Origin of the sequence: Actinoplanes sp. DH11, assembly GCF_020873875.1 — a bacterium.
Classification (GTDB): Bacteria; Actinomycetota; Actinomycetes; order Mycobacteriales; family Micromonosporaceae; genus Actinoplanes.
This window is the reverse complement of record NZ_JAHWGU010000011.1, coordinates 1-26,374: the sequence shown is the minus strand read 5'-3', so window position 1 is coordinate 26,374 and position 26,374 is coordinate 1. Positions and strand designations below refer to the sequence as shown.

General features: G+C 69.9%; 17 protein-coding genes, 1 tRNA gene, 1 rRNA gene and 2 pseudogenes. 7 read left to right on the top strand and 14 right to left on the bottom strand.

Features of this window, described 5'->3' with window-relative positions; all coding sequences use genetic code 11:
- Positions 1-8: 8 nt before the first annotated feature.
- From LPA41_RS17675 to LPA41_RS17650, 6 genes are all read right to left on the bottom strand, one after another.
- A complete protein-coding gene (locus LPA41_RS17675) occupies positions 9-572 on the bottom strand; it encodes a hypothetical protein (protein ID WP_229071623.1) in 564 nt (187 codons plus the stop codon).
- Positions 569-9,841: a hypothetical protein gene (locus LPA41_RS17670; protein ID WP_229071621.1), complete on the bottom strand. Its 9,273-nt coding sequence runs from the start codon at positions 9,839-9,841 to the stop codon at positions 569-571. Before LPA41_RS17670 ends, LPA41_RS17675 begins: the two co-directional genes overlap by 4 nt.
- 13 nt (positions 9,842-9,854) lie before the next feature.
- A complete protein-coding gene (locus LPA41_RS17665; RefSeq protein WP_229071619.1) occupies positions 9,855-10,220 on the bottom strand; it encodes a hypothetical protein in 366 nt (121 codons plus the stop codon).
- Positions 10,213-10,620, bottom strand: coding sequence for a YbaB/EbfC family nucleoid-associated protein (locus tag LPA41_RS17660; RefSeq protein WP_229071617.1), 408 nt, complete (start codon positions 10,618-10,620; stop codon positions 10,213-10,215). Before LPA41_RS17660 ends, LPA41_RS17665 begins: the two co-directional genes overlap by 8 nt.
- Positions 10,621-10,704: 84 nt before the next feature.
- A complete protein-coding gene (locus LPA41_RS17655) occupies positions 10,705-10,989 on the bottom strand; it encodes a WXG100 family type VII secretion target (protein ID WP_229071615.1) in 285 nt (94 codons plus the stop codon).
- 23 nt (positions 10,990-11,012) lie between these two features.
- Positions 11,013-11,354, bottom strand: a complete 342-nt coding sequence (locus LPA41_RS17650) for a WXG100 family type VII secretion target (RefSeq protein ID WP_229071613.1) — start codon at positions 11,352-11,354, stop codon at positions 11,013-11,015.
- A 245-nt stretch (positions 11,355-11,599) separates the two neighbouring features.
- Between LPA41_RS17650 and LPA41_RS17645 the strand changes: the two genes are divergently transcribed.
- The 4 genes from LPA41_RS17645 to LPA41_RS17630 all read left to right on the top strand — a co-directional run bounded on the left by LPA41_RS17645 (position 11,600) and on the right by LPA41_RS17630 (position 16,070).
- Positions 11,600-12,640, top strand: coding sequence for a hypothetical protein (locus LPA41_RS17645; RefSeq protein ID WP_229071611.1), 1,041 nt, complete (start codon positions 11,600-11,602; stop codon positions 12,638-12,640).
- 4 nt (positions 12,641-12,644) lie between these two features.
- Positions 12,645-14,666 carry a hypothetical protein gene (locus LPA41_RS17640; RefSeq protein ID WP_229071609.1) on the top strand — a complete coding sequence of 674 codons (2,022 nt, stop codon included), beginning with the start codon at positions 12,645-12,647 and terminating at the stop codon, positions 14,664-14,666.
- A 23-nt stretch (positions 14,667-14,689) separates the two neighbouring features.
- Positions 14,690-15,226, top strand: a complete 537-nt coding sequence (locus LPA41_RS17635; RefSeq protein WP_229071608.1) for a hypothetical protein — start codon at positions 14,690-14,692, stop codon at positions 15,224-15,226.
- 274 nt (positions 15,227-15,500) lie between these two features.
- Entirely contained in the window at positions 15,501-16,070 is a 570-nt protein-coding gene (locus LPA41_RS17630) for an STAS domain-containing protein (protein ID WP_229071606.1), read from the top strand.
- A gap of 30 nt (positions 16,071-16,100) precedes the next feature.
- Here LPA41_RS17630 and LPA41_RS17625 read toward each other — a convergent pair whose 3' ends face one another.
- Positions 16,101-16,868, bottom strand: coding sequence for a GAF and ANTAR domain-containing protein (locus LPA41_RS17625; RefSeq protein ID WP_229071604.1), 768 nt, complete (start codon positions 16,866-16,868; stop codon positions 16,101-16,103).
- Positions 16,869-17,064: 196 nt separating this feature from the next.
- On the opposite strand from LPA41_RS17625, the pseudogene LPA41_RS17620 reads away from it, so the two are divergent.
- Positions 17,065-17,397 (top strand): annotated as a pseudogene (locus tag LPA41_RS17620) (hypothetical protein); the annotation flags it as partial.
- Positions 17,383-18,170, top strand: a pseudogene (locus LPA41_RS17615) (tyrosine-type recombinase/integrase); the annotation flags it as partial. The pseudogenes LPA41_RS17620 and LPA41_RS17615, both read left to right, overlap by 15 nt.
- Before the next feature lie 224 nt (positions 18,171-18,394).
- Here the strand turns inward: LPA41_RS17615 and LPA41_RS17610 are convergent.
- From LPA41_RS17610 to LPA41_RS17580, 6 genes are all read right to left on the bottom strand, one after another.
- The gene (locus LPA41_RS17610; RefSeq protein WP_229071600.1) at positions 18,395-18,715 is read right to left on the bottom strand and encodes a PIN domain-containing protein; all 321 of its coding nucleotides are present in this window, start codon (positions 18,713-18,715) and stop codon (positions 18,395-18,397) included.
- 254 nt (positions 18,716-18,969) lie between these two features.
- Positions 18,970-19,440, bottom strand: coding sequence for a helix-turn-helix domain-containing protein (locus tag LPA41_RS17600; protein ID WP_229071596.1), 471 nt, complete (start codon positions 19,438-19,440; stop codon positions 18,970-18,972).
- 38 nt (positions 19,441-19,478) lie between these two features.
- Positions 19,479-21,821 (bottom strand): DEAD/DEAH box helicase, encoded by a 2,343-nt coding sequence (locus LPA41_RS17595; RefSeq protein WP_229071594.1) that lies wholly within the window; start codon positions 21,819-21,821, stop codon positions 19,479-19,481.
- 62 nt (positions 21,822-21,883) lie between these two features.
- Positions 21,884-23,023 (bottom strand): hypothetical protein, encoded by a 1,140-nt coding sequence (locus LPA41_RS17590; RefSeq protein ID WP_229071592.1) that lies wholly within the window; start codon positions 23,021-23,023, stop codon positions 21,884-21,886.
- The gene (locus tag LPA41_RS17585; RefSeq protein WP_229071590.1) at positions 23,020-23,334 is read right to left on the bottom strand and encodes a hypothetical protein; all 315 of its coding nucleotides are present in this window, start codon (positions 23,332-23,334) and stop codon (positions 23,020-23,022) included. The genes LPA41_RS17590 and LPA41_RS17585 overlap by 4 nt, the downstream gene beginning before the upstream one ends.
- 88 nt (positions 23,335-23,422) lie before the next feature.
- Positions 23,423-23,494 (bottom strand) — tRNA-Lys (locus LPA41_RS17580).
- A gap of 120 nt (positions 23,495-23,614) precedes the next feature.
- Here LPA41_RS17580 and LPA41_RS17575 point away from each other — a divergent pair.
- Positions 23,615-24,826 carry a phytase gene (locus tag LPA41_RS17575; protein ID WP_229071588.1) on the top strand — a complete coding sequence of 404 codons (1,212 nt, stop codon included), beginning with the start codon at positions 23,615-23,617 and terminating at the stop codon, positions 24,824-24,826.
- 1,428 nt (positions 24,827-26,254) lie between these two features.
- On the opposite strand, the gene rrf is transcribed toward LPA41_RS17575, so the two are convergent.
- A 5S ribosomal RNA gene (rrf, locus tag LPA41_RS17570) occupies positions 26,255-26,371 on the bottom strand.
- Positions 26,372-26,374: the final 3 nt, after the last annotated feature.

The following is a 26,374-nucleotide window of genomic DNA, read 5'->3' as shown; positions in this document are numbered from 1 at the left end:
CGTCGGAGTTACCTCTCCCTGCTCATCACGTATCCGAACTGCCTGAGCGACCCGGCGCGGTCGATCTCGTCCAGGGCGCCCGGGATGAGATCGGCGAGCGGCGGCCGGCTCGCACGTGCCCGCCACTTGAGCATGACAACGCTGAGGTTCTCGAAGTTGACGAAACCTTTGGCGCTGTGAAACGCGCCGTCGCGTTCGAAGAGCAGCAGCAGCGGCTCGAACGGGTCCTCCAGGCCCTCGGGCAGGTCCGCCTCGGGGGTGGCCCGCAGCGCGGCCCAGTGCAGGATGAACGGTGTGACGTCCTCGACGTCCCAGCCCGCATCGGCGGCCTCGATCGCCTGCATCACCTCGTCCACCACCACCTGGTCGGCCCGGACCGCCGGGTCGATGCACTGCGCCAGATCATAGAACGGGGTGTGGGTGGCACAGCCGTACGCGGCCGTCCACAGCGCCATCCGGCGGAAGTACTCCTCCAGCAGGGTCGCCTGTGACCAGGACCGGTAACCGTGGTGTGTCCAGTCGACGGCACGGAGCCGGTCGGCCACGGCACGAACGGCTTCGTCGGGTGTCATCGTCCGAGTCCCTGCAAGATCGTGTCCACCACTACATGGATGTTCGACAGGTCCGGTTCCAGCCGGATGCCCGATCCGTCGAGACCCCACCTGCGCCAGTGCCCGAAGAAGTCGTGCGGCTTCCATTGGTTGGGGGCCAGGTCGTGTGCCCCGGGATGGTCCGCATGCAGCATGCTGATGCCGTCATCCCAGGCGTCGGGGTGCGCCGACCGGTACGGCAACCCCGCCTCCATCAGCTGGTTCTCCACATACTCGTGAGCGACCAGGTTGCGCAACTCGTCGTACTGGTCCCGGCTCAGCGTGTCGGCGACCGCACCGTCCCAGAGGTCGGCGATCCCCTCGATCGGCGTGAAGTAGCCGCGTTCCACCTGGCCCGGCCCGAGGGCCACCTCATGTTCCTGGACGAAGAGGTTCTGCCGCATCACCTCGACCACCGCCGGGTCCAGACCGGCGTGCTCGGCGACCAGCGGGGTGTCCTGCGGACTGATCCGGATCCGGCGGTACGCGTCGATCGCCCGCTCGGAGATGCCGTCCGGATCGGGGATGAAGTCGGCTCCGCTGGGGAAGTCCGGCCGGAACTCCCCGGGATAGGCCGCCTCCGCGGGTGGCCGCGGCGGCGCCGGCTCCTCCATCACGATGATGCGGGTGGTGTCGCGCCACTGTTCCGGCAGCAGCTCGCGGGTCTGCCGCTCCAACACCGGGTCGACCACCTGCCGGGTACGCGACCCCGGCGGCAGCACCGCCTCCTGGTCGGCCGCGAACGACGAGAACACCGAGATGTCCCGGGCGTTCACCCCGGTCAGCTTGTAGACGACGAGAACCTTGTCACCGGCGGCCGGGTTCTCCGCCATGAACCGGACGGCCACCTCGGGCAGCCGGCTGACGCTGAGCACGCTGAGGGCCGTCCCGTTCGGGAACAGCTTGTTGCCGTAGATCGGCGACCAGATCCGGGTGGTCCAGTCACCGCGGTAGGCGATCACCGGCTGGTCCGGGGTGCCGAGCGCAGGCAGTTGCCGCAGGGCGTCGTACACCATGTCGGCGTGCCAGCGGACCTCCTCGAAAAGGCGGGGTGCCACCTGTCCGGCGTCCCGGCGGATCTCGGCCCGGGCCGCTTCCCGCTCCGCGACGGCCTGCTTGTACGCGTTCTTCGCCTCGATCGCCGCAGCCCGGTCGCCCGCTGCCACGTGCCGCTGGACGTCCGCGTCGGCCGACCGGACGTCCTGGACCGCCCGCACCAGCCGGGCGGCTTCGGGTCGCAGCTGGGACGTGGAGTCCAGGTGGCCGGTGCCCTGGTGCAGCACCGGGCGCAGGGCCAGCGGGAGCGGAAGCGGCTTCTCCGCGCCGGCCAGCTTCTCGACGTAGTTGTCGATCAGCTCGTTGATCTTGCGGTCGTGCACCGTGCGGACCACCGGCTCGGCAACGCCCAGCGTGGCCATCTGCGCCGTGATCACATTGTTGATCAGGTAGTGGCTGTGCCGGGTGTACACGCTCAGCGCCATGATGTGCGGCTCGGTCAGCCGCTCGCCGAGGGCGCGTACGGCCCCCTCGTCCCGCGGCTCGATGCCGTTGCGCTCCAGCCACTGCGCCAGGTCGGGGTCGGTGACCCGGCCCGTGCGCAGCTGCGGGGCGAGCCGGTCGGCGATCTCCGGCACCTTGTGCTGCGTCTCGGTGAACCCGTCCGGGTCCAGGGCGTGATGCCGGTAGCGCGCCTCGTGCGGCAGCAGCCCGTCCGGGGCGATCGTGCGCAGGGTGTGCTGGTCGATGCCGGGGATGGCGCGGTACAGGTCGATCGCGGTCGGCCGCCCGGACGGCGGTCGCAGAGCGACCGGTTCCACTCCGGCGATGCTGGCACCGCGCAGCAGCTCGAAGAGCGAGTGGTCGCGGGCCGGCAGCATCCAGCCGACCAGGGCGTGCAGGAAACGTTCGGCGCCGGCGTCCCGGAAGCCGAGCATCTTCACGCCGGTCAGCATCCGGGTGGTGGTGGCCGAGACGCCGTCCAGCACCGGGTAGCCGTCACGCCCCACAGCGCGGGCCCATCGGCTGCCGCCGGTCTCGTGCCAGACGTACCCCTCCCGCCAGGGAAGCTTGGCGTCCGGGTCCAGGCGCCCGCCCATGACCGACTCGACGAAGGCCCGCTCGAACCGGCCGAGCGGCGCACCGAGCCGTTCGTAGTGCGCCATGGTGGTGGCGAGTTCGAGCTGCTCGGCCGCGTCCCGGGTACGCCGCCCGGCCTGGCTGTTGATCACCTCGGTGAGGTCCCGGACCCAGTGATCCGACCGCATGATCACGTTCGCGGTGGCGAACGGGTGCCGGTTGAACCGCGGCGACTCGGCCGGCGGGAACCGGTCCTCGATCCGGCCCATCAGCCCCCGGATCAGGCTGTGGTCGAGCTGGTCGCGCATGCCGCGCAACTCGCCGACATCGATGCCCGCCCGGCCGGCCTCGCTCCAGCGGCCGTTGTCGATCACGTCCAGCAGCGTCCGGGCCAGGGTGTGCGGGCTGTCCCGGTTGAAGTAGGCGGCGTTGTAGAACGCCGTCATCAGCTCACGCAGGTTGCCGTCACGCAGCAGCGAGTCCAACGGCACACCGTGACCGACCTGCCCGGCGCTGCTGTACGCGTACTCGTCCCCCCGGAAGAACGCGGTCTCGACCTCACGGGTGATCTCGGATCGGCGTACCGGATCGGTCACGCCCTCGGTGGCCATCGCGGTGAGCACGTCCCGCAGCCGGCCAACCGCCTCCCGGGCGGTGCCCACGGTGACCGGGTCGTTGAAGTAGTGCGCACCCAGGCGCACCTCGAACGCCAGCGCCTCCGGCGTCCACTGCGGATCCCGGTAGAACCGCTCGTAGTCGAAGGGCGGGCCGTCCCGCCGCCCGCCGATCGGCCGGTTCAGGTCACCAGGATCCGGCCGACGGCCACCGGCGTCGGTTCCACCCGTTCCACGATCAGCGTCGTGCGGCCACTGCGCCGACTCGAAGGCGTCTCGAATTCGATCCCGAGCACTGCGGCCGACGTCGCCGTCACCGCGTCCCGCAGGGTCTCCCCACGGGCGATCCGCCCCGCCAGGACCCGGCCGGTCACCAGCAGGCCACCCCGGCTCGGCAGGTCCACGACCTCCTCGATCAGGAACTGCGCCTTCTCCGTCACGCTGCCACCCCTCGAAAGCCTGCCGGAACCGGTCCAGGGCCGGCCCCTCGTTCGCGAACGCCTCGTCCTCCAGCGCCCGCAAATTGTCCGTACCGATGTCGCGCCCCTCGCGGAGCTGCACGACGTGCGTGTGCTCGTGCGCCACCGTGGCGGCCAGGATCTCGGCGTCGGCGAAGGCGGCCGGCCCGAACCGGATCGCCGTACCACCCATCTCCGGCGGCGTGACCGCGCTGATCCCACGCTCGTCCATGAGCCGCAACTCGACGAGGTCGGTGACCAGGTGGATCCGTACCCCGCTGAGGTCCAGGCCCATCATCTCGGCCGCGCGCGTCACCGCGTCCGGCGTGAACGGCACGTCGCCGCCGTTGTAGAAGACGTCGGCGTTGCTGCGGGCGGGCGGCTCGGGGTAGCCGTCCGGGTCCAGGGCCCGGCCGATCACATCCCGGGCAGGCGGCGGGTCGGCGTACGCGCCGGGGTTCAGCGCCCGGCCCATCGCGTCGTCGGGCGGTGGCTGATCGGCGTACCGGTCCGGGTTGAGAGCACGGTCGATGAGACTGCCGTGGGTCGGCGCCGGATGGTTGGCCGGGTCCAGGGCCCGGGCTATCGCATCGAGGTCCGCCTGCCGCTCGGCGTCGGTCCGCGGATCAGGCGCATCGCGGTACGCCGCCCACGGGTCCGCCACGTCGTCGGGCGGTGTCCGGTCGCCGCCGGGCTGGTCCGGCGGTGTCCAGGTGTCATCGGGCGGTGTCCATGCGTCGTCGGTCCGGTCCTGCGGCGTGGGCTCCCGGTCCGCCGGGGTCGGTTCCGGAGTCTCCGGCCGGGCCTGCGGCGGCTCAGGCGCGGGCCGCAACGGCGCCTCGGGCTGAGCCGTCGGCGTCTTGATCCCACGCCAGTCCGAGCCCATCATCGCCCGCTTGCCGACCCAGGTACCGTCCGCTCCGGTCTGTCCGGCCCGGCCCACCTGGCTGACCTCGAAAGGTGTCGGGTAACCCGGCGAGCCGAACGGCCGCGCCGACCGCTGGTGCAGGGCCGTCCCGGCCTCCCACTGGTCGTTCAGCACCCGGATCGCGGTGTCCGGGTCGGTGAGGCCGTGCCGCCGGAGGATCGCGTCGACCGCGCCCGTGTCGTTGCGGGTCAGCGCCTCGTCGAGAGCGCCGATGTCGGCGTCGAGAGCGTCCAGCTCCCTCTTGAGCCGGCCGAACGTCTGCCGCGGATTGTCGTCGCCGTAGTGGGCGTCCCATCCGTAACCGTCGCGGGCCCAGGCGTAACCACCGACGCTCACCGCGGCGCGCAGCCTGATGTGGGACACGCCGGACTCGGCGTACCACCCCTCCATGTGATCGTTGAACGCGCGCGCGAACCCGGTGCCCTGCACCCCCCGGTCCAGGACCAGCTTGGTGTGCATCACCTCGATCACGCCGTCGTGGCTCATCACGATCCGCCGCACGATCCGGCCGACCGGCTCGGAAGTGCCCGGCCGCATGACGCTCAGATCGGCGTTGATGTCGCCCGGGTCCGCGGTGACCCGGTCGACGCGCACGTCCAAGCCGGCGAAGTCGCGGCCGCTCAGCTCGCGCACGAACTCCTGCTCCACGCGCGAACCCCAGCCCGCGGCCTCCTCCTCGGTGCGCGGAAAAAGTTCCCGCAGGGAGGTACGCGGCTCGCCGGGCTGCCGCGGCCCACCATCCCCGGGCCAACCGTCCCCGAGCCCGCCGTCCGCGCCATCCCCGGGCCTGCCGTCCGCGCCGTCCCCGGGCCGGTCCGGCATCGGGTCAGGTCGAGCCGCCGGTCCGTCGCCGGGGGCCTGCTCGATCCGCCCGCCCGGCATGCCGTCAGCGCGCGGGGTCGTGCCGGCGGCGTCCGGCCTCGCGCCGGCGGCATCCGGGGTCGTTCCGGTGGTGTCCGGCCTCGCGCCCGGGGTGTGCCCCACGTTTTCCGGCGCCGGGGTGACCATGTCGACGGCCTCGTCGGCGAGCCGCTCGACGGTAGCGGTGATCTCGTCGGCCCGCTTCGGCCGCGGCGTCCCCGCCGAGTCGCGGTCGGCGAGGTGTTCGGCGGCCCAGCGGCCGAGCTGTTCCGGCCCCCGGCGGGCGGTGAGCGCCTCGCGAACGCTGTCCGGGGTGATCGGCATGGGCGCGGGCGGGTCCGCCGGGTCGGCCCGGTGCATCCCGACCGCGTCCGCGTCGCGCACCGGCACGTCGCCGACCGGCTCCTCCAGCGCCCGCATCGCCTCCGGACCGGAAAGCCCGTCGCCCGGCCCGCCGTCACGCACCGGCAAACCGGTGTCCCAACCAGGGCCGGCATCACGGCCGGGGCCGGCATCACGGCCGATATCAGCGTCCCGACTCGGGCCGGCATCACGGCCGATATCAGCGTCCCGACTCGGACCGGCATCACGGCCGCGACCAGCATCTCCGGGTGAGTCCGCGTCCCGCGTCGGCCCGGTCTCCTCCGCCGCACGGAGCTGCGGGCCGACTTCGTCGTGCACGGTGCGCCAGGCCGACCGCAGCGCCTCGGTCACGTGCGCGGTCCGGGTCACCGGATCGGCGGACGCGTGCGACGACAGCACCACCCCGGCCGCCTCGGTCTGCCGCCAGACGCCGTCCGCCATCTCCAGCGCCGGGCGCACCACGACGGACCGGCCGGGCGGCACCGACTCGTTGACCTGCACCACGACGTCGACTTCGAGCCCGTCGCCGTACCGCACGCGCAAGGTCTGCGTCTCCGGGTCCCACGTGGCGTTCCGCGGCTGGTCGGGCGCGTCGTCCGCGCGGCCCTCGATCAGCCCGCTGAGCTCGGCGTCCAGCACGGCCGCGACCTCGCGCGGCACGGACACCGGGTCGTGCGGAACCGGGCCGTCCACCGGAACCAGCCGGTACGGGTCAGTCCCGCCGGGCGCCTTGGCCATCGGCGCCGTCCCGTCGCCGGAACGCCCAGGCCCGGCGTCCGATTCAGACCGCCCCGGCCCGGCGTCCGGCCCGGACCGCCCCGGCCCCCCGGCGTCCGAGCCGGAACGCCCCGGCACGGAATCCGTCGGCCCGGCGTCCGGTCCACGGCCCGCCACCCCGGCATCCGGCACGGTGCTCTCCGGGGCGGCGGTGCGCAGCTGCTCGTACCGCTCCTGAAGATCGCGGATCTCCGGGTAGTGCCGGTCCCCCCAGGCCCGTGACGCCGCACCGTCGTAGGGGTCGCGCACCACTGATCGATATCCGTCACGGTGGTGTTCGACGCCCGCGGCATGCTCTTCCAGCACGGACACGTCGACACCGCGCTCGGCCAGCCGGATGTACTCCTCCAGGCGTACGTGATATTCGCCGATCTGGTCCTGCTCCGCACTGAGCAGCTTCACGCCCCGCTTGATGATCTTGGGGGTGTTCCCGGGCCGGTCGCGCGCCGCCTCCGAGGGAGGATGCTCACCCGGAGCGAAGCGTTCCACCGAGTTGCGGGCGTGAGCGATCTCGTGTTCGAGGTCGAGGAAGCGCATGCCCTCGACCACCCGCACCTCGCGTTCCACCCGGAGCACCTCGTGCGTCCGCGGGTCCACGACGTGCCTGATCACCGTGTGCGGATGCCCCTGATCGGAGGGAAGGACCGAGAAGCCCATCGCGGCGAGATCCTCGACCGCCCGCGGATAGTCCGGATGGTCCTCCATCCGGACGGTGCCCTGCCGGATCGTCTCCTCGGTCGGCGGCAGCCCGTTCGCCGCACCGGTGCTGCTCATCACGGGATCGTCACCGGCAACGCCGGCTTCCGGCCCGCCCGGATCCGCCTCACGCACCGGCCCAGACGGGTCGGTTTCATGCACCGCCCCAGACGGGTCACCGTCACGTCCCGGCCCGGCCGGGTCACCCTCACGTCCCGGCCCGGACGAATCCCCCTCACGTACCGGCCCGGACGAATCTCCGCCCTGCGACGCCCCGGAGGACTCGGGAAGCCCGGTCGCGTGTGGCCCGACGCCCCTCGACGGCTCAGAGGGCTCCGACCTGGGCGGAGGCCCGTCCCCGGACCTCGCCGACCCGTCCCGCCCGCCATCGCGCATCGGCCCGGAACCGTCCGCAACGGAGTCCGTCCCGGCGCGTTCACCCTGCCGAACGCCGTCGCCCCGGGTCCCCACCTCATCACGCGGCCCGGAACCCGTCTCGGCGCGCTCCGATCCTTCCGGCGAACGGACCACCGACGGCGCGTCCTCGGACCGCTCCGACCGGCCCGGCGCCCCAGCCTCCGGCGACCGGCCCTCCGGCGTCCCACCGTCCGGCGGATTACCATCGCCTTCAGCGACAACATCTTCACGCTGCGCGACCGCCCGGCCATCGTCAGCCACCGGCCGGTCGGCGGCCGGTGTCTCCGCGTCGGGCGTACGGTCGACCGGCGCACCCTGGTCCCCCGCCACCCGTACGCGTTCCTCGGTGTGCGGCGCCGCCTCGGGCCGCGTACCCGGCTCGGGGTCCCGGCCGCCCGCGTCGCGATCGCCGGACGACTGCCGTGACCCCCCGCCCGCGTTTCCGTCCCCGGCCCGGGAGCCGCCCGCGGCAGGGTCCGTGCGGGCCGCCGCGGGGTCGACGGTGAGGCCGCTGAAGTGCTGGTTCATCACGGTCGTCACGTCGGACCGGCCGGCCAGTTCGTCGGGCACGTGCCGCACGCCGTCCGCGCCCTGGAAGGCGACGTAGCCGTCGCTGGTCAGCAACAGTCCTTCGTGGCCGGTGGACCTGGTCGAGGCGATGGTGAAGGCGCCGTTGTCCCCGGGCAGGATGTGCACCTCGGCGCCGATGCGGAAGTCACCGTGCCGGAAGGAATTGCTGAAGTTCGAGGTCTCCAGGACGGTCTGGGTGCCCATGAAGACGCCGGAGAGCGCGCCTTCGCCGGCGCTGTGCCGCACCTTGCCCCAGTCGATCTGGTTCTGGCCGTCGGTGCGGGCGTAGTCGTAGGCCTCCTGGCCCAGTGTCAGGCCGCCGCCGGCGAGCGCACCACCGGCGGTGTGCCCGAGGACCCCGCCGAACATGCCGGCGCCGTAGACGCCACCCATGAACGCGTTGCTCTTGACCTGGTCCCAGTCGACGCCCTCGGTCCGGTTGCCGGAGGCGATCTGCCCGAACTGGCCGAGCATGTTGCCGCCGCCCATGAAGCCGGCGCCGAACGCGACCCGGGTGCCCACGTACTTCGCGAACTCCCGCCCGAGCAGCGTCTCGCCGACCTGGGCCGCCGCCACCCTGGACAGGCCGGTCTCGCCGAGTTCTTTCCCGGCCCACTTGAGGGTGAGCTGTTTGCGGATCTCCTTGGCGAGCTGGCGCTGTGCTTCCCGGGTGGTCTGCCGGGAGAGCGCACCACGGATCTCGTGCGCGGCGACACCGCGCAGGGCCTGGGCGGCGAGCCGGTTGGCGACGGCCTTCGAGATGCCGCGCGCGGCGATGTTGCGGGCTCCCCGGCCGAGGGCGGTGGTGGTCATCGCGGTGGCGAGCCGCTGCCCGACGACGGTTGTCAGCCGCGGCACCGCGGCGCGCACCACGGCCGGCACGAGGCTGCGGACGACCGCGGCGGGCACCTGCCCGAACACCCGGGTGAGGCTGCGCATCACGATGCTCAGGACGATCGAGCTGATCTTGCCGACGGTCGCCGAGGCGGCCCGGGTGAGCGCCAGCCGGGTCGTCGTGAAGAGCGTGGGCGCGGCGATCAGGGATCCGCCGCCGGTCGGTACGGCGGCCGCGATCAGAGTGAAGATCGAGACGGCGAGCATGATCAGGTTCAGGGCCGCCATGAACTTCATCAGCTCGACCTCGAGCCCGAAGTTCTGGGCGCCGCGCTGCATCTGTGCGGCGCTCTCGGCGGTCTGCCGCAACCCTTCCAGGTACGCCAGCCAGTCGCGCGCGAACGCCTGCGCCGCACCGTCACCCGACCAGTTCTCCAGGATCGGGTTGGCGGCCTGCATGACGTCCTCGTACGCCGCGCCGAGCGTCTCGGCCAGCCGGCCCCACTCGTCGGCCAGGTTGTACGCGTTGTTGGCGTAGGCCAGTGGGATCGGGCCGATCAGCAGATCGGTGACCTTCTGCAGGGCACCGGGAACCCACTCCTCGATCTGGCCGAACCAGTCGAGGATCGAGGTCATGACCTCGTTCTCGTCGCTCATCCCGGTACCGCGCTCAGACGTCCGTCCGCGCGATGTCGGCACCGCTCTGCTGGTCGGTCACCTCGTAGTTCACCATCGCCCGGTTGACGAATTCGCCGATCTCGGTCAGCTTGCGGCCACAGTAGGCAGCGCCCTGACGGACCGCCTCGTTGGCCGGGTGGGTGTTGCCGTCGCTGGCGTCCACCGGCTTCTCGTACTCCTTGGTGAAGCCGTCGGTGAACTGGTCGGACGGGAACGTCTTCGGGTGGTTCTCGTGCTCCACGATCGCCTGGTTGTGCGCGGTCACCGCGGCGGTGAGGTCGTCGCCGCGGGCACTGATCCGGGAGGCGATACCGATGATCTCGCCGGGGCTCGTCCCGATCCGCACGAAACTACTCATCGCGATCCTCGGCTCGTACCCGGACGTCGGCGTCGTGGCTGCCGACGAAGGTCTTCATGTCGGTGTCGCCGAGCGACATCAGATCGCCGGGCAGGCTTCCGCTCAGCAACTCCTGGCTCTGCTTGCCGACCTCCTCGACCGCGGCGCGCACGGTCTGCACGATGGCGGCGGAGAGTGCCTTGGAGTTCGGCTGGCGCAGCACCCGGGGGTCGATGTCGAGCTCCAGCAGGTGGCCGCGCGGCCCGACCACGGCTTTGATCATGCCGTCCGGCGACCAGGCGGTGCCGCTGAGGCTCAGCATCCGCTGCTGCAGCTCGGGCAACGATCGTGTCGCCTTCTGCAGATCCGTCACCATTCCGCGGAGCAGGCCCCAGTCGGGCCGGCCCGGTACGTCCGCCACGTGCTCCCCCATTCTCACCGCCAGGCCCGGTCACCGGGCGACGCCGCCGGCCGGGATCCGTGGATCACCGGCCGGCGGCGGCCGTCACATACCCGCTGCGATCTGCTGGTCGACCTGCTGCATCCGCTCGCCGGAAGCGCCCAGCTTGACGCCGACCGCGGCCAGCGCGGTCTTGATCTCGGTGGCGCCCTGGTTCCACTTCTGCCGCGCCTCGTCGCAGGCGGTGCCGGCCTGGCCGGTCCAGTCCTGGGCGAAGAGCTGGGTGAAAGCGGTGTAGAGGTCGTTCAGATCCTGGTCCATCCGGCCCTGGAACGAGTTGATCGCGCCAGAGACCTCGCTGATCTGTCCGAAGTTGTACGTGATGCTCATGTCGTCTCGCCTCTCGGAATCGCTCAGCCGCGCAGGACGCTGATGACGCTGGAGTCGCCGGTCGACGCCGCGGCGGCCCGGATCTCGGTGGCCGCGTCCTCGTCGTTGACGCCGTACTGCGTGGACGCGCTGCTCATCTTGCCGGCGAGCTCGTCCAGCGCGTTGATGATTTTGGTGAGGCCGGAGTTGAGCTGGGATGAGGCGTCCTGCAGCGCGTTGTTCGCCGCGCCGGCCATCCCGCCGCCGCTGAGGCCCTGGATCTGGCTCACCAGCTGGGCCATGCCGGTCGCGATGTTCTGGCCGGTGTTCTCGCACCGCTGCGCCATCGCGTTCAGCTGTTCCTGGGTGGCATGGACCTGGCCCATACCCGGAGTCGCGGACAAAGTGGGTTCACCCCGCCTCTCGTGGTCGGCTCGCTCGTGGAAGCGGCACTCGAAAACTGCACGGACGGCTGACGGTAACGTCCCTTGTCTCGTCCGGCCACCCGCTGTGGCCGATTCGGCTCAGTGACGTGTATCCATCTCGGAACTCTTTCGGTTCACCTTCGCGGAGAAGGCGAGCGCCTATTACCCTGTCCCATCGAACGGGTAAGCATCGAAACGGGGGCAGCATGGGCTTGGACAACGGGGGCGCCACTCCGTACTCGAACCCGTACGCCGGCGAGACGGCGCGGAACACCGACGCCGCGTGGATCGACGCGAACCCGCTGAAGGTCGACGTCGCCGGCCTGCGGGACTACGCGAAGGACATGCTGGACCAGCAGCGCGACCTCAACGGCCGCAAGGCTCACCTCACCGAGCTGATGAGCGGTCCCTCGCAGGCGTGGGAGGGGCTGGTCCTGGGTGAGGCCGCGTTCCTGCGTTCGCAGATGGCCGGCAACGCCGCCGAGCTGATGACCTATCTGGACAATCTCGGTCAGGCCCTGTTCAACATCGGCTCCGCCGCGCAGACGATCGCCGACATCTACGGCACGTCCGACGCCGCCGGTGCCGCCGACCTCAACGACGTGCTGTTCGCCTTCGGCGACAAGAGCGTCCCGCGGCCCGCCGGGCTGCCCCCACACGTCGGGCAGACCTACGACGAGGCGGTACGCGCCGCCGCCGCGCAGGCCGGACCGGCCGCGACGGAGAACGCCGCCTGGGGCCCGGCCACCACCACCTCCTCCTCGCCGTACGCGATCACGACCGTCGCGACCCAGCCGACGACAGGTGACAAGCGCGAGACGGTCACGATCAACATTCCCGGCGGCGGGACCGTGGTCACCACGACGATCTTCAACGCCAAGGGCGAGGTGGTGTCGAAGAACAGCACCCGCACCACGACGACGTACGACTCCGCCACGAACACCCAGGTCAAGACGGTGGTCAGCGGTAACTCCACGACCACCACGACGACCCGCTACAACGACGAGGGCGAGCTGGCCGGCGAGCGCACCGAGAGCGCGACCACCGCCGAGGACGGCACGACCACGCCGACCGGCTCCCGCGAGACGACGTTCGACCAGAACACCGGCACCCGCACCGACACCACCCGCAACGGCAAAGACGAGGTCACCGAGCAGACCTTCACGGGGCGCGCGACCGAGGGCGAGCGGGGCATCCCGAAACCCCTGAGCGCGCAGTACGACCCCACTGTCAACGGCGCACTCTGAAGCCATGGGCGAGTACTGGGGAACCACGGCCGACCCGAACTACGGGTACAGCCCGTACAGCGGTCAGCTGCACTACGGGCAGCACGAGTCCTCGGGCGAGCCGTTCACCTCCAAGGCCGGCGACAGCAACACCATGCCGATCGAGGAGGTCAAAGCCCGCATCCGCAACATGCACCCGGAGCGGATCTCGACGCTGGCCGACGAGTGGCAGAACGCACACACCCTGATGTCCAACGTCCGCTCGTACGTGCTGCGGTCGAGCAACCTGCTGCACGACGAGCACTGGCAGTCGCCGAAGGCGCGTGACGCGTTCTTCGGCAAGGGTCCCGGCGAGGCCCTGGCCTACCTCGACGTCTGGATGGAGGCCGCGCAGAAGAACGTCACCGCGCTGCGCCACCTCGTGCAGATCGCCACCGAGGCCCGCGCCGACATGGACGCCCTGTGGGAGGAGTACCAGCAGGCCCTGCGCGGCGCGCAGAAGGTCGACTTCGTCGGTCAGGCCAGCGAGTGGTTCAACATCACCGAGCGGTACGGCAACACGACCTGGGGGGATGCCGAGCAGTGGCAGATCAAGCAGCAGGTCGACGAGGTCACGAAGCGCTTCCAACTCCGGGCCCAGGAGCTCGCCTACCGCGTCGGTAACCAGCACTACGAGTACACCTCGATGGTGAGCACCGGCGTCGGCCCGCCGTACCGTCCGATGAACGCCGTGCTCAACGCCCCCGGCAGCCCGCCGCCGCCGAACCCGGGCGCACTCAACCTGCCGCCCGGCGGCGCCCCGCCGCCGCCGGTGGTGACCACCCCGCCCGGCGTCAACCCGCCGCCGAACCTGCGCACCGATCTGCCGCCGAACCCCACGGACACCACCAAACCGCCCGTGGTGACGCCGCCCGACACGACGGTCAACCCCCCGGTCGTGAACCCGCCGGTGACCAACCCGCCGCTGGTGACCCCGCCGGTCACCACGCCACCGGCGGTGACTCCGCCGGCCGTGAACCCGCCCGTGACGAAGCCCCCGGTGCTCACCCCGCCGGTGGTCACCCCGCTGCCCGTCGCCCCGCCCGGCCTGAACCGGCAGGGCGGCGGCCTGAACGGCCTGCAACGCGGCGCGCCCGCCCCGCCACCACCGGCCGCCAAGAACCCGCCCGCGGCGTCGCCGCCCGCCACCCGGCCGCCGAACCCCGGCCAGCTCACCAAGAACGCGTTCAGCCGGGTCCCGCCCGGCGGCGGCGCACCGCAACTGCCCGGGTCGGCACCGCCGCCCGGCCGGACCTTGCGGGGCCCGAACAACCCGGCCGACCCGGCGCGGGCGCAGCCGAACGCCCCGTCGGCCCCCGGTCAGCGCCGCCCCGGCGAAGGCCCGGACACCACCCGGCGGGCACCGGGAAACCCGCTCGGCACCCGGGAGTTCTCCGGGTCCACCCCGTCGAACACCGCGCCGCCGGTGCTGAAGAACCCGACCGGCGACCGCGACCGGGCCCGCCCCGGCAGCCGGCAGGACCTGCACCACGCCGGCACCCCCGGTGACGGCATCCGGCGCGACGACGCCACGCCGCCGGTGCTGCAGCGGCCCGCCCGTACCGCGGACAGCCCGCCGCCCGCCCGCCCCGGTCGCCGGGACACCGGCCAGGACCGCCGGCGTGCGACCGGCGCCGAATGGATCGGCGCCGACCGTGCCCGCACCGACGCCGGTAGTCCCGTCATCGACGCGCCCGCCCCGCCACCCACCGGCAGCCGGGTGTCCAAGCTGGAAGAGGTTCCCGAGGGCCTGCGCAGCCGCGCCGCGCAACGGTCCACCGGGCCGGTCCAGCCGGAACGCCCCGGCACCGTCTCCCCGGAACTCAACCGCCGGCACACCACCGACGACCGGATCACCGGCCGCGAGGAGCGCGACGACGAGGCCCGTGGCCTGGTCACCGACGAGCAGGCGTTCGAGGTCCGCACACCCGGTGGCGGCGTGGTCACCAGCAAACGCGACGAGCCGGTCTACGAGCCCGAGATCCGCCGGATCCTGGGTGACCGCTGACCTGTGGGTGAGAGGGTGAGCCGGTGAAACTCGGGTTCCCGCCGAACTACTACGTCCGGGTCAGCTCCCGCACGTGGTCGTTGCCGCCGGACGAGGCGACGCCGTACGACGGCACCTGGACCGTCGACCTGAACCGGGTCGTGGGTGTCGCCTTCGTCGACGACCTGACCGGCCTCGGCCCCCCGTGGACGGCCGCCCCCCTCCCCCCGCCGGGCACCGCCCTGCGCGACCCCGCTCAGATCCGCCTGGCCATGCTGCTCAACGGCGACTACGTGGTGACCCCGAACGACACGCTCGCCGGCCGCAGCGAACGGTTCGAACGCCCCTGGGGCGACCCCGACGAGCGGGACGGTGCCGTCTTCTACACCGGCACAGCCGATTTCGCCGCCCTGCGCACCGACCTGGAAGACCTCGGCGACCTGGCCGGCGGCGTGCACTCCGTCGCCCGCCGCGACGAGCTGCTCACCCACCCCGCGATCCGTTACATCGAGGACCACGTGCTGACCTCACCGTGGCTGCGCCCAACGCACGCCAGAGCCCTCGGCCGCCTCGCCGACTGAGCGCGAGCCCGCACACTTGAACCGGTTGTCCGTGACGGACGGCCGAGGCACCCGCCCGGCCCGCCGTGCCTCTTCAGACACGATGAGGAAGCCGCGAAGCGGCGCGGCAGTTGTGCGCCAGCGCGTTCCCTCTAGGCCCGGCCGGAGCTTCCAGCGCAACAACGTGGCCAGTGTCGGGGCCATCGGGACGGTGGACGGGAGTAGGATTACCGCGCGGATGGTCGCCTTCAGCAGTGAGGGTATTCGGCCATCGCGTCGGCTCAGGGAGCCACCTGTGAACGTCGAACCCATGGACATCGTGCCTGCTGCGGGCGGGGACGGGTTGCAGGTACGAATCGTTGACGCCCGTGGCGGTGAACTGGCGCGGCTGGTCGTGACCGGTGAACTCGACCGGTGTGGTGCGCAACAGCTACGCCACACGGTCGCCGACATACTGCGTGGACCGGCACCGGCGACCTTGCAGATCGACGCCTCCGGCATCGGCTTTCTGGACTCCTCCGGCATCCGCTGCCTACTGGTTTGCCGCGCCGACGCCCACGCTGCCGGCATCCGGCTGGTACTGATTGATCCCGCACCGTTGGTGGCGCAGGCCTTGGAGATCACCGGCCTGCTGGAGATCTTCGGCCTTCCACTGCCGGCGGTACCGACTGTCTGGCAACGCGGCACCCGATCAGGCGATCCCGTGCAACCGCACAGAGCTGTTCCGATGCAGGAATTGCTGGTGCAGTCAGCAGCGATCCGACAGGACGCCCGGCAGACCCGTGAACGTGCCGAAGCGATGCGCCGCGACGACTCCCTGAGACGCATCCGGCTCGGTATGCCCCAAGCACAGCCATCCTCCTGATCGCCGGCAGTCGAGGCCAGAGTCTGCCGCCTACGACTTTCGGATGCTGGTGAGGTCACCGGTTTCGACAAGGTAGCGGGCGACCTCAGCGAGCTTGATGTTGGCGCGCTGACTGGTCCGGGCCAGCAACTGAAACGCCTGGTCCCCGGTGATCTTGTAGCGTTCCATCAGGATGCCCTTGGCCTGGCCGATCACGTCACGCATCGAGATCGCCAACGAAAGGTCGTGTTCCTTCTGCGCGCCGGCCATGGCGATCGCGGCGTGCGCGGCCAGCAACAAGCCAACGTTCTCCGACTCGTCGTCGAACGCATCGGCCTTCGGCGAGTACAGGTTCAGCGCGCCGAGATCGTCCTGCCGTACGTACAGCTGAAAAGACAGCATGCTACGGACACCGCGCTCCAGCGCCTGGCGGGTGAAGTCTGGCCATCGGTCCTCCGTGGCCATGTCACTCAGCCGCACCGTTTGCTTCTCATAGACGGCGTCCAGGCAGGGCCCCTGCCCCGTCTCGTACTGAGCCCGGTCCACGCGCCGCACCACATCGTGGCTGGCGGCGCGGGTTGTCACCTCACGGCGACCGCGCACCACCGTCAGCCCAGCATGCTCGGCGCCAGGCACCGTGTGCACTGCGGCCCACACGATGCCGTCCAACGTGTCCTCAAGACTGTTCTCGTTCTGCAGCGACCGGGCCATGTCGCTGAGCGTCTGCGCCAGCCCGTCGCCGTGCCCCTGACCGGTGTAGTCGGCCGACGGCCGCCCCTGAACCCCTCGGTCGTCATCGTTGCGTTCCGACGCTGCCATCTCGTTCTCCTACCACAGGGCGGCTCCGGACGGACCCAGTTTGCCGCCCGGAGCCTTGACCCGGCCAGCGTCGCGAACACCGTCCCAGCCCATTGACCGCATACCCACGGAACCTAACCCTATGTGGCCGTGCCGTCCTCACTGCCATGACGGAACCGCGATGCTTCATCACCGCCAGACGGCGACAACACGGCAGATACGATGGAAGCGCTGCGCACCTTCCTCTTCTGCGCCCAGGAACCGGTCGACTGCTTTCGAGGGCCTGATCCTGGCCGCCATCCTCACCACCGTGGCGGTGGCGGCCGGGTGGGCATCGTTCACCCACGTCCACGACTGGACCATGCGCCACACACCGGCCGGCACCCCGGACGCCTTCGGTTGGGTCAACGCCGTCATCTCCGAACTCGTCCCCGTCGCCGCCCTACTCACCATCAAACGGCGGCGCCGGGCCGGTGCGCCGATCGGGTACCCACTGTTCCTGCTCATCGCGGCCGGCACCCTGTCGCTGTCCGCGAAACGGTGCTGCGCGCTCGGCAAGTGCTGCCGCGACATGCCTTCGGCAACTTCGATCGCCCATATCCGGCGAGTGCTTCGGACGCTCCTGTCTCAGGCCATTACCGAGGGCCACCGCACGACGAACCCGCCAAGAACGTGAAGCTGCCGTCGGTCCGTTCCAAGAAGCGCCGCGCCTGGAGCAGCGACGAAGCTCGGCAGTTCCTCGAATCAGCGCGCGCCGACAAGGACCCGTACTACGCCGCGTACGTCCTGGTTCTCGTGCTCGGCCTCCGCAAGGGCGAAATGCTCGGGGTCACTTGGCCCGGCATCGACCTGGACGCGGCCGAGCTGACCGTCGACATGCAGATCCAGCGGGTCGGCAAGGAGCTGCTGCACCGCGAGACGAAGACACCGACCTCGGATGGCACCTTGCCGCTTCCGGAGATCTGCACGGTCGCTCTCCAGCAGCGCGCCACCGCCCAGAAGGCAGCCAAGGAGGAAGCCGGCGAAGCGTGGCAGCCGACCGATCTGGTGTTCACGACCCGCTTCGGCACCCCGATCGAGCCGCGAAACTTCAACCGCTACTGGGACCGCCGCTGCGACCTGGCCGGCGTCCGGCGCATCACGATCCGCGACGCTCGCCGTACCTGTGCCTCGCTCCTCGCCGATCTTGATGTGCACCCCAGGGTGGCGATGCAGATCCTCCGGCACGCACAGTTCTCGATCACGATGGAGATCTACACGGTGGTGTCCTCGGCGACGACCCGGGCGGCCCTCAAGAAGCTCAGTGAATCCCTTGATCATTGAGCCGCTGCTGTACTTCGCTGCTGTACGGCCCCGGAGACGGAACGGGCCAGCTCCGGTGACCCGGGGCTGACCTGTGGAAAAGAGTGGGCCGGACGTTGCGCCGTGCGAACCACCCGATCATCGTCACCGGCGATCCGCTGCCGGGACGTTTGGCCAGTTCAAGGGCATTCGGCCAGGCCGTTAGCCTGATTCAAGTCCGCCTTCAGCCGCCTCGGACGGCTGCGCTACCAGGCCGCGGGACCAAGATGGCGTCGTACTTCAGCCGCGAATCTGGGCACGCCGGTGCGCTGCAGAAGTACGAGGACCTCCGGCACGGTGTTCGGCGCTCGCCGATAAGACGCGGCTTGATGACGGAGCACGCCCATGGTCAATCCGGGATAGAGATCTAGTTGGTCAAGGAGAAAGTCGTCAGGGTGGATGGCCGCGACGTCGTAGGGCTTGAGGGCCGGCTCGGGGAAGTCGCTGAGGTTGAAGGTAACAATGACTTCGGCACCGGCGCGTACGGCGGCAGCCAGAACGTGCCGGTCCTTCGGATGGTTCGTCATACCGTCAATGAGTGACTCGTAGCCGGTGACCAGGGCGTCGGGGAATGACCGCTCATCTGGGCGAGCCGCCGATCGACCCGATCTGCTGGTAGCCCACGCGCTATGAGGTTGCGACGCAGTTCGGCGAAGATGTCGGCTGACCAGAGCGGCCGGTACGCGGAGGCTTCGGCGAGGCGAAGCAGCGTGTCGCAGAGGTAGGCGGGGTAGAGCACGCAGGTGTCAAGGAACGCCGGGAACGCCACCATGACCGGCTGTCACCTCGACGGCGGGGAGTCGAGGGTGATCTCGTAAAGGTCGTCGTCCTCGGCGTCGGCGGCCATCTGGTCGAGGGCGCGGCGGCGTTCGGTGCGGGTGCGTTCGGAGTAGTCGAGGATGTCACGTAGCAGGACCCGCCGGTGCCGGCCGCGCAAACTGTGCGGGATCTCGCCGTCGGTGAGTAGCCGGACCAGCGTGGGACGCGAGATGTTGAGCAGGTCAGCGGCTTCTTGGGTGGTCAGCATCGTGTTGTGCGGGGCGATCGAAATGGCCATCCCCTGCGACAGGGCACCGACGACGTCACGTAGCAGTTCGTAGAGTTCGGCGGGGATGTCGAGCTGCGAACCGTCCGGGCCCACCAGCTTCGCTCGGGCGGGGGCCTCGGCCGCGGCCATACCGCGCGCGAAGCGCACAAGGTCGGCGGGGTTTTCCGGTGGCAGAACGGTCCGTTCACGCAGGGTGCTCGACATGAAGCCAGCATACCGCTATTCGAAAAATCCGAAAGCCGCTACGGCTTGGCGAAGCCCAGCGCGCGATAGCCGGGCATTCGGCGTTGCAGCGAGACAGCCAGGATCGGCGTCGCCGGGTCGTGGTAGTCGTGTACCTCGGCGACGTCCTTTCCGGGCGCCGATCGGATAACCCGGCCGGCGCACTGGACCAGGAGGCCGTCGAAGGAGATCGGCCCGGCCAGGAACAGGGTGTCGAGGACGGGTGCGTCGAAACCTTCACCGATGAACGGCGTGGTGCCGATGACCAGGATCCCGTCGCCAGCCTTCGCCTCGGCGAGCCGGTCGACTGCCGCACGCCGATCCGCAGCGGACATGCCGCCTTGCAGCAGGAGTGCTTGATATCCGCGATCCGCGAGGAGGGAAGCCAGAGTCTCGACATGGGCGACCCGGCGGGTCAGCACGAGACAGTTGCGCCCCTTGGCGAGGGCGGCCGCGACGTCGTCGACAATCTGGGTATTTCGTGCTTCATCTCCGATCAGGGAGCGGTACACGGCTGCCAGTGCGCCCGGCGACGACAGGTCCTCCTGATCGGCACGGAACTGGGTCTCGTGGACGAACAACAGGCGGCGTGGACCGGTCTCGTCCTGCCAGACGGCGGCGAGCGTGTCCGGGTCCTCGTCGGTCACGGTGTGCCGAACAGGGCCGAGCTGCCAGGTCACGAGTTCCCCGAGGCCGTCCCGGCGGGCCGGTGTCGCGGTGAGGCCGAGCCAGAATTGCGCGCCGATTCCCTTGACCGCATGGTCGTACGCGGCTGCGGCAAGGTGGTGACATTCGTCGACGATCACGTGCCCGTACCCGGCGGTGAGGTCCGCGACGTCGGCACGACGGGCCAGCGAGGGCAACATCGCGACATCTACGACACCAGTGAGCTTGCGCCGGCCGCCGCCGATCTGCCCCGGCCGTACGCCGAGGAACCGCTCGATGCGCGACCGCCACTGTTCGGCCAGCGCTTTGCGATCGACGAGAATCAGGGTCGAGGTGGCGCGTTCGGCGATCATCGCGCAGGCCATCACGGTCTTGCCGGAGCCCGGTGGGGCCACCAGCATGCCGTCGTCATGGGCAAGCATCGCACTCACCCCGGCGCTTTGCCTGGTGGTCAGTTCAGCGGTGAAAGCGACCTCGATCTCCCTGCCGGCATCCCGCGTATCCGTGACTGCCAATCGGGATCCGGCATCCTCAACAATTCGTCCGACTACGTGCCGCAACCCGCGCGGAAGGACCAAGCGGCCGTCCAGCGTGATGTCGTAGCCCCGAAGGAATCGTGGTGTGTCCCAGGTCGACTTGCGAAGCCGCTGCAACTCGTAGAACTTCGGATTGGCCAGCGAGGCCGCGTGCTTGAACGTGGTCAGCGCGGCCGCCGGCAGTTGCGAGATGTCGATACTCAGGCCCGCCGCGAGATCTGCCTTCACCGTCGTTGGCAGCGGCGGGTGGACCTTGGTGGCATCCGACCTGCTCATCTTCGCCACACCGGTGCCGACGACGGCCTGTTTCGCGCGACGGGCGACTCTCTCCGCATCGCCCGGGCTGAGCCGGTCGAGGACCGACAGGAAGGCCCACTGGTCCTCGTACGGTTCCAGGGTCGCCAGGTCGAGGAAAAGCGTCAGGCCGTCTTTGCGGCGCCGGCCCTGCAGCGGCGCCGCGATCAGGTTGCCGAGGCCTCCGTCGGGTAGGACGTCCTGGTTCGGGAACAGGCGATCGTACGAGCGCAGGTCCATGGAGCCGCGCAGAACCATGGCCTCATGCAGCAGGACCGTTCCGACCGATCGGGCCGTAGTCGCGGGAATCGGGCCAGTGAAGAAGATCCATGCGTGCGCGCCGCGTCCCGACTGGGAGATCTCCAAAGCCGCCGGGACACCACTGGCTCGGGCAGCTTTGCAGTAGGCCAGCGCGTCGAGCATCGCAGTGCTGCCGTCGAAGTCCGCGGCCAGGAAGTGGCAGCTGTTGTCGGTGAGCAGCGGATACAGGCCCATGAACACGTCACCGACGAGATGGGGGGCCATGACCTCCTGGGTGAGCGGCAGATAGGCCGCCGTGCGCCGGTCCATACCCTTGCGCCAGCCACCCGCCACCGCCGGAGACCACCCCGCCGTACCCAGCCGGCTGTTCTCCCATCGCTTCGCATAAGCGTCTCGCCGCCCCCGGAAGAGGTTGGCGTAGAACGCCAGCTTCTCCGGCACTGGCGACGCCATCGTGACCGGCCCCGGCGTGGCCATCGCGGCGAGCTGCTCCGGCGTCGGAGCGGTGTCCTGGCCCCGCAGTTCCAGCAGACGCGACAGCCGATGGTTCTCCGCCCGTAACCGCTCCAGCTCACGACGAAGCCGAGCGCCCTCGTCGTCAGTCACCGCGTCAACGGACACCACCGGCCAATCTTCACACGCCGGCCGCCGCGACCCCGGCAGCCAACTCAGTCCAGCCGGGCCCGGTCGAAACGATCGATCAGGCTCGGCTTACGGGCATGCCGGTCCCGCAGCCGGGTCATCTGCTCCGCGAACTCGAAGATCTCACCCTCCCGTACCGCTAGCGCTTGAAGATCCAAAAGCAGGGTCACCGCCGCGTCGTAGTCCTTCGGACGTTTCGTCGCGATCAATTCGTCCACCTGGTCCCAAGCGCGGACTGGGTTCCGTGCCAGCTCGTCCAAGCGCTGCTCGCGAGCCGCGGCGGCCGCTTCCTCACGACGCTGACGCTCAGCCGCCTCTCGCGCCCGCTCCTGCTGCTGCCGGGCAGCCCACCGTCCCTCAGCAGCGGCGAGTAGGTCCCCGGCGGTCCGCCCCTCTCCTGCAGGCGACTCCTCCGTCACACCGTGGAACCGCCGCAGCAACTCCGACCGCAGCAACCCGGCATCACCACGCAACACCCGCAACAGCACCTCGTCCTTGTCTGCCGTCGGCAGGGATTTGACCCAGCGGCGCAGGTCGACGGCGGAAGGCTCCTTCTCATTCAACGGCCGGCTCGCCGTTGCCGCCGCGTCCAGCAGATCGGGGTCCAGGCGAAGGAAGTCGGCCAAGGCCCGCAACGGCCCGCTCAGCTTCGCCAGCCCGGCCGGGACCGAAGGCTCCGGCTCTTCACCATTCAACTCACGGTTCTGCACACACAGCAGCCAAGCCAGATATAGCAGCCGCCGATCACCGCCGGCCAACTCCGCCCGGACCGGCACGATCGCCGCGAGCCGTCCTTCCTCGTCCCACCATTCTTCGTCGCCGCCCTCGTCCTCACTACGAAGATCGAGGATCACATGGGTACGGGTCGCCCAGGATGCGGCCGAGTCGCCGACACAGAACCTCTCCACCGTTTCCGGGTCCAGCACCGCTCGGGGCAGTCTCAGCATGATCCGCCGCGTGCCCCAGTTCGCCAGATACAGATGCGCGTCGAAATACCGCTCCATCCACTTGGCCGGATCAGCCTTGAGATCGCCCCACTGATAGTCGTTGACGAAACTCGACGACGTGATCCGCCCCCGCGACGACACCGCCCGCAACTCGCCCTGCTGCTTCGGCGTCAAAGTTTCGTCAAGCGCTACGAACTCGTAGTGCTGGTACTCGCTCACTGTGTGCCCGCCCACCACCGGTACGCCTCGATCCACTGCGCACCGTCCGGCGCTGGATCCGGCAACGGAAGATCCAGAATCCCGATCGCCTGCCGCAGCCGGCCACGATGGCAGATCGCGACGATCCCCGACGAGCGCAGATCCACCTTTCGGACCACCACCGGCACGCCGAGAACCCCGGTCTCGAACGGCACCGCCAGATCGCCCTCAATCATGGCGAACAGGCCACTGAGCTGCTCATGCTCGTCGTAGCAGTCCACGACCGCCTCGGCGACCAAGGCATCGAGCTCGGCATCACTGAGCGAAGACACCCGCGCAGGATAGAGAACCGCCGCCGGCGCTTCGCCCGCAGCCGACGACAGCGAACCACCCGGCTGTGGTTCGCATGCAAGATCAACGTGGGCCGCCAGGGACTCGAACCCTGAACCTATGGATTAAAAGTCCACAGCTCTGCCATTGAGCTAGCGGCCCGCGGTTATAGCCTACCGTTCCTCGATCAGCAGTGACATCATGCACCCACCCTGTCTCGCGCGCACGCTGTTAAAGCACCGGCCACTCAGCGGTCAGGTCGATCAGGAAGGCTTTGGTGTCATGCATCGGACTGCGGGCATTGCCGCTCTAGTCGCACTGACCACGTTCTCCGGGGTGCCGGCCCAGGCCGCGCAACGCCCACCCAAGGAGATCAGCGCCAGCGTCGAGACGCCGGCCCTCTACGACGACGAGGCCGGCGGTGACGCGGACGCGGACGACCCCGCGATCTGGGTCAACAGGGCGGACCGGGGCCGCAGCCTGGTGATCGGGACGGCCAAGAACGGCGGCCTGCGGGTGTACGACCTCGCCGGCCGTGAAGTGCAGTCGATCGCGACACCGGCGGGCGGCCGGTTCAACAACGTCGACGTCCTGACCGGTTTCAAACTGGGCAAGCAGCGCATCGACGTGGCGGTGGTGACCGACCGAGGGCTGGACAAGCTGCGCATCTACCGGATCGAGTCGTCGGGTCTCACCGACATCACCGCGGCGAACGTACCGTTGCTCTTCTCGAAGGACGAGGCCGAGGCGGAGGAGCAGGCAACGGGGTACGGGCTCGCCCTCTACGACCGCTACGCCGTGGTGAGTCGCCGGCACAGCACGCGCCTGGGCATGTTCCGCCTCGAGGAGCGCAACGGCAAGGTCACCTACCGCACCACTGACACCCTGGATCTGCCCAGCCAGTTCCGCCTGCCGAACGGTACGAGCTGGACGCCCTGCGGCGAACCCGGCGAGGACCCCCAGGTCGAGGGCATGGTCGTGGACGCCGAGGCGGGCGTGCTCTACGCCGCCCAGGAGGATGTCGCCCTGTGGCGCATCGACCTGCGAGGCGGCCACTTCAGCAGCCTGCCGCGCATCGTGGAACGGGTCGCCGAGTTCGGCGTGCCGGCCACCTACGACCCGGCCACCGAGGAATGCACCCTGGACACGGCGAACGACCCCGGCTTCGGCGGCCGCATCCACGCCGACGTGGAAGGCGCCACCATCTACCCGACCGGCCGCCGCGACGGCTACCTCGTGGTCTCCGGCCAGGGCGACAGCCGCTTCTTCGTCTACGACCGCCGCACCAACCGACCCCTCAAGATCTTCACCGTCGCCGACACCCCCCGCATCGACGGCGTCCAGCACTCCGACGGCGCGGCAGCCACGGCCGAGGCCCTGCCCGGCTACCCGAAGGGCCTCCTGGTCCTCCACGACGGCGAGAACCAGCCCGACAACAACCGAACAAGCACCAACTTCAAATACGTAGACTGGCGCCGCCTAAATCTCCCCTGACCCCCGTCGAAGACCACCACAAAGCCGTACCCCGAGCCACCCAGCCCCACCCGGGGTACGGCTTCATACTTCGACTCCTGAGGCTCGTGGCCCCAATGCAGAGCCCGACGTTGGGGTCAAGAGCAGGACTCCAACAGCCGTAGCCCGCCACCAACGGCGTCCCGCAGAAATCCCACCACCCCGATGCGATAGCGCCGGCCAACAAGGGTTGATCTGCTAGCGCTACTAAATCGCTGTGATCATGGGCCCAAAACCGCGATTTCGCTACGCCAGCAGATCAACACCACCCCCGAACACAACGCACCCACCAGCCCCCACGTATCCGACGACCGCAACAGCCAAGGCCACCCAACACCCCACGACACGCCCCAACACCAACCCAGCCCCACCGGGCCGGGCTGCCCCGGCCGCGTGGCTGGCCCGACCGAGCGAGCCGGCCCGGGAGAAGGCCTGAGCCGGCCGAGTGCGCTGGGCCGGCTGAAGTCGCTGAGTGGGCCGGCCCGGGGGAAGGCCTAAGCCGGCCGAGTGCGCTGGGTCCGCTGAATGGGCTGACCCAGCTGACTGGGCTGAGTGGGCTGGCCCGGCTGAGTGGGCTGACCCAGCTGACTGGGCTGAGTGGGCTGGCCCGGCTGAGTGGGCTGGCCCGGCTGAGTGGGCTGGCCCGGCTGAGTGGGCTGGCCCGGCTGCGTGAACGGGTCCTACTGGACTGGGCCGGATGGGTTGGATGAGTGGGCTGGCCCGACTAAGCCGACTGACCCGGCTGAGTGCGCTGGCTGGCTGGGCCGGCTGAGCCGGGCGGGTGCGCTGGGTCACGCTGAGCCGACTGACCCGGACGAATGCGCTGGCCGAGTGGGCCGGCTGGGCGGCAGCGGCAGCGGCAGCGGCAGCGGCAAGTTTGTTCTGCGACCGTCTCGGTCCGGGATTACCTTCGCAGCCGACGCCGACACGCCCTGCCCGCCTCTCCGCCAGGGCCCGCCGATCTTCCCTTCAGCCGCGGCAGAGACCGCACCCACCCTCTGGGCGGTGTGTGGTGTCGCGGGTCCCTGAGTCGCGGCAGATCGACGAAATCGCTGGCCGCAGCCCTCCGGCCCCGCGGCAACTGACGGCGCCGAGCAAGAATCCCGCCCACGCCGACACCGCGGTGCTACCCACCATGCTGCGAACAGGATGTTGATCTGCTAGCGCTACGAAATCGCTGTGATCATGCCCCTGAAACCGCGATTTCGCATCGCTAGCAGATCAACACCGCCCCGAGCCGCCCCGCGGCCAACAGCGGCCACCTATCCATAAACCGCAACAGGGCCGAGGGCGCGCAACACCTCGCCGCACTCCTCAACTCCAACCCGCGCCGTGAACGCCAACGATAAAAATCCGCCGGGAAACACAGAAAGGCCCACCCCCGAAGGGGTGGGCCTTTCCATACGTTGAGTCCGGCGGCGTCCTACTCTCCCACACCCTCCCGAGTGCAGTACCATCGGCGCTGGAGGGCTTAGCTACCGGGTTCGGAATGTAACCGGGCGTTTCCCCTCCGCTATGACCACCGAAACA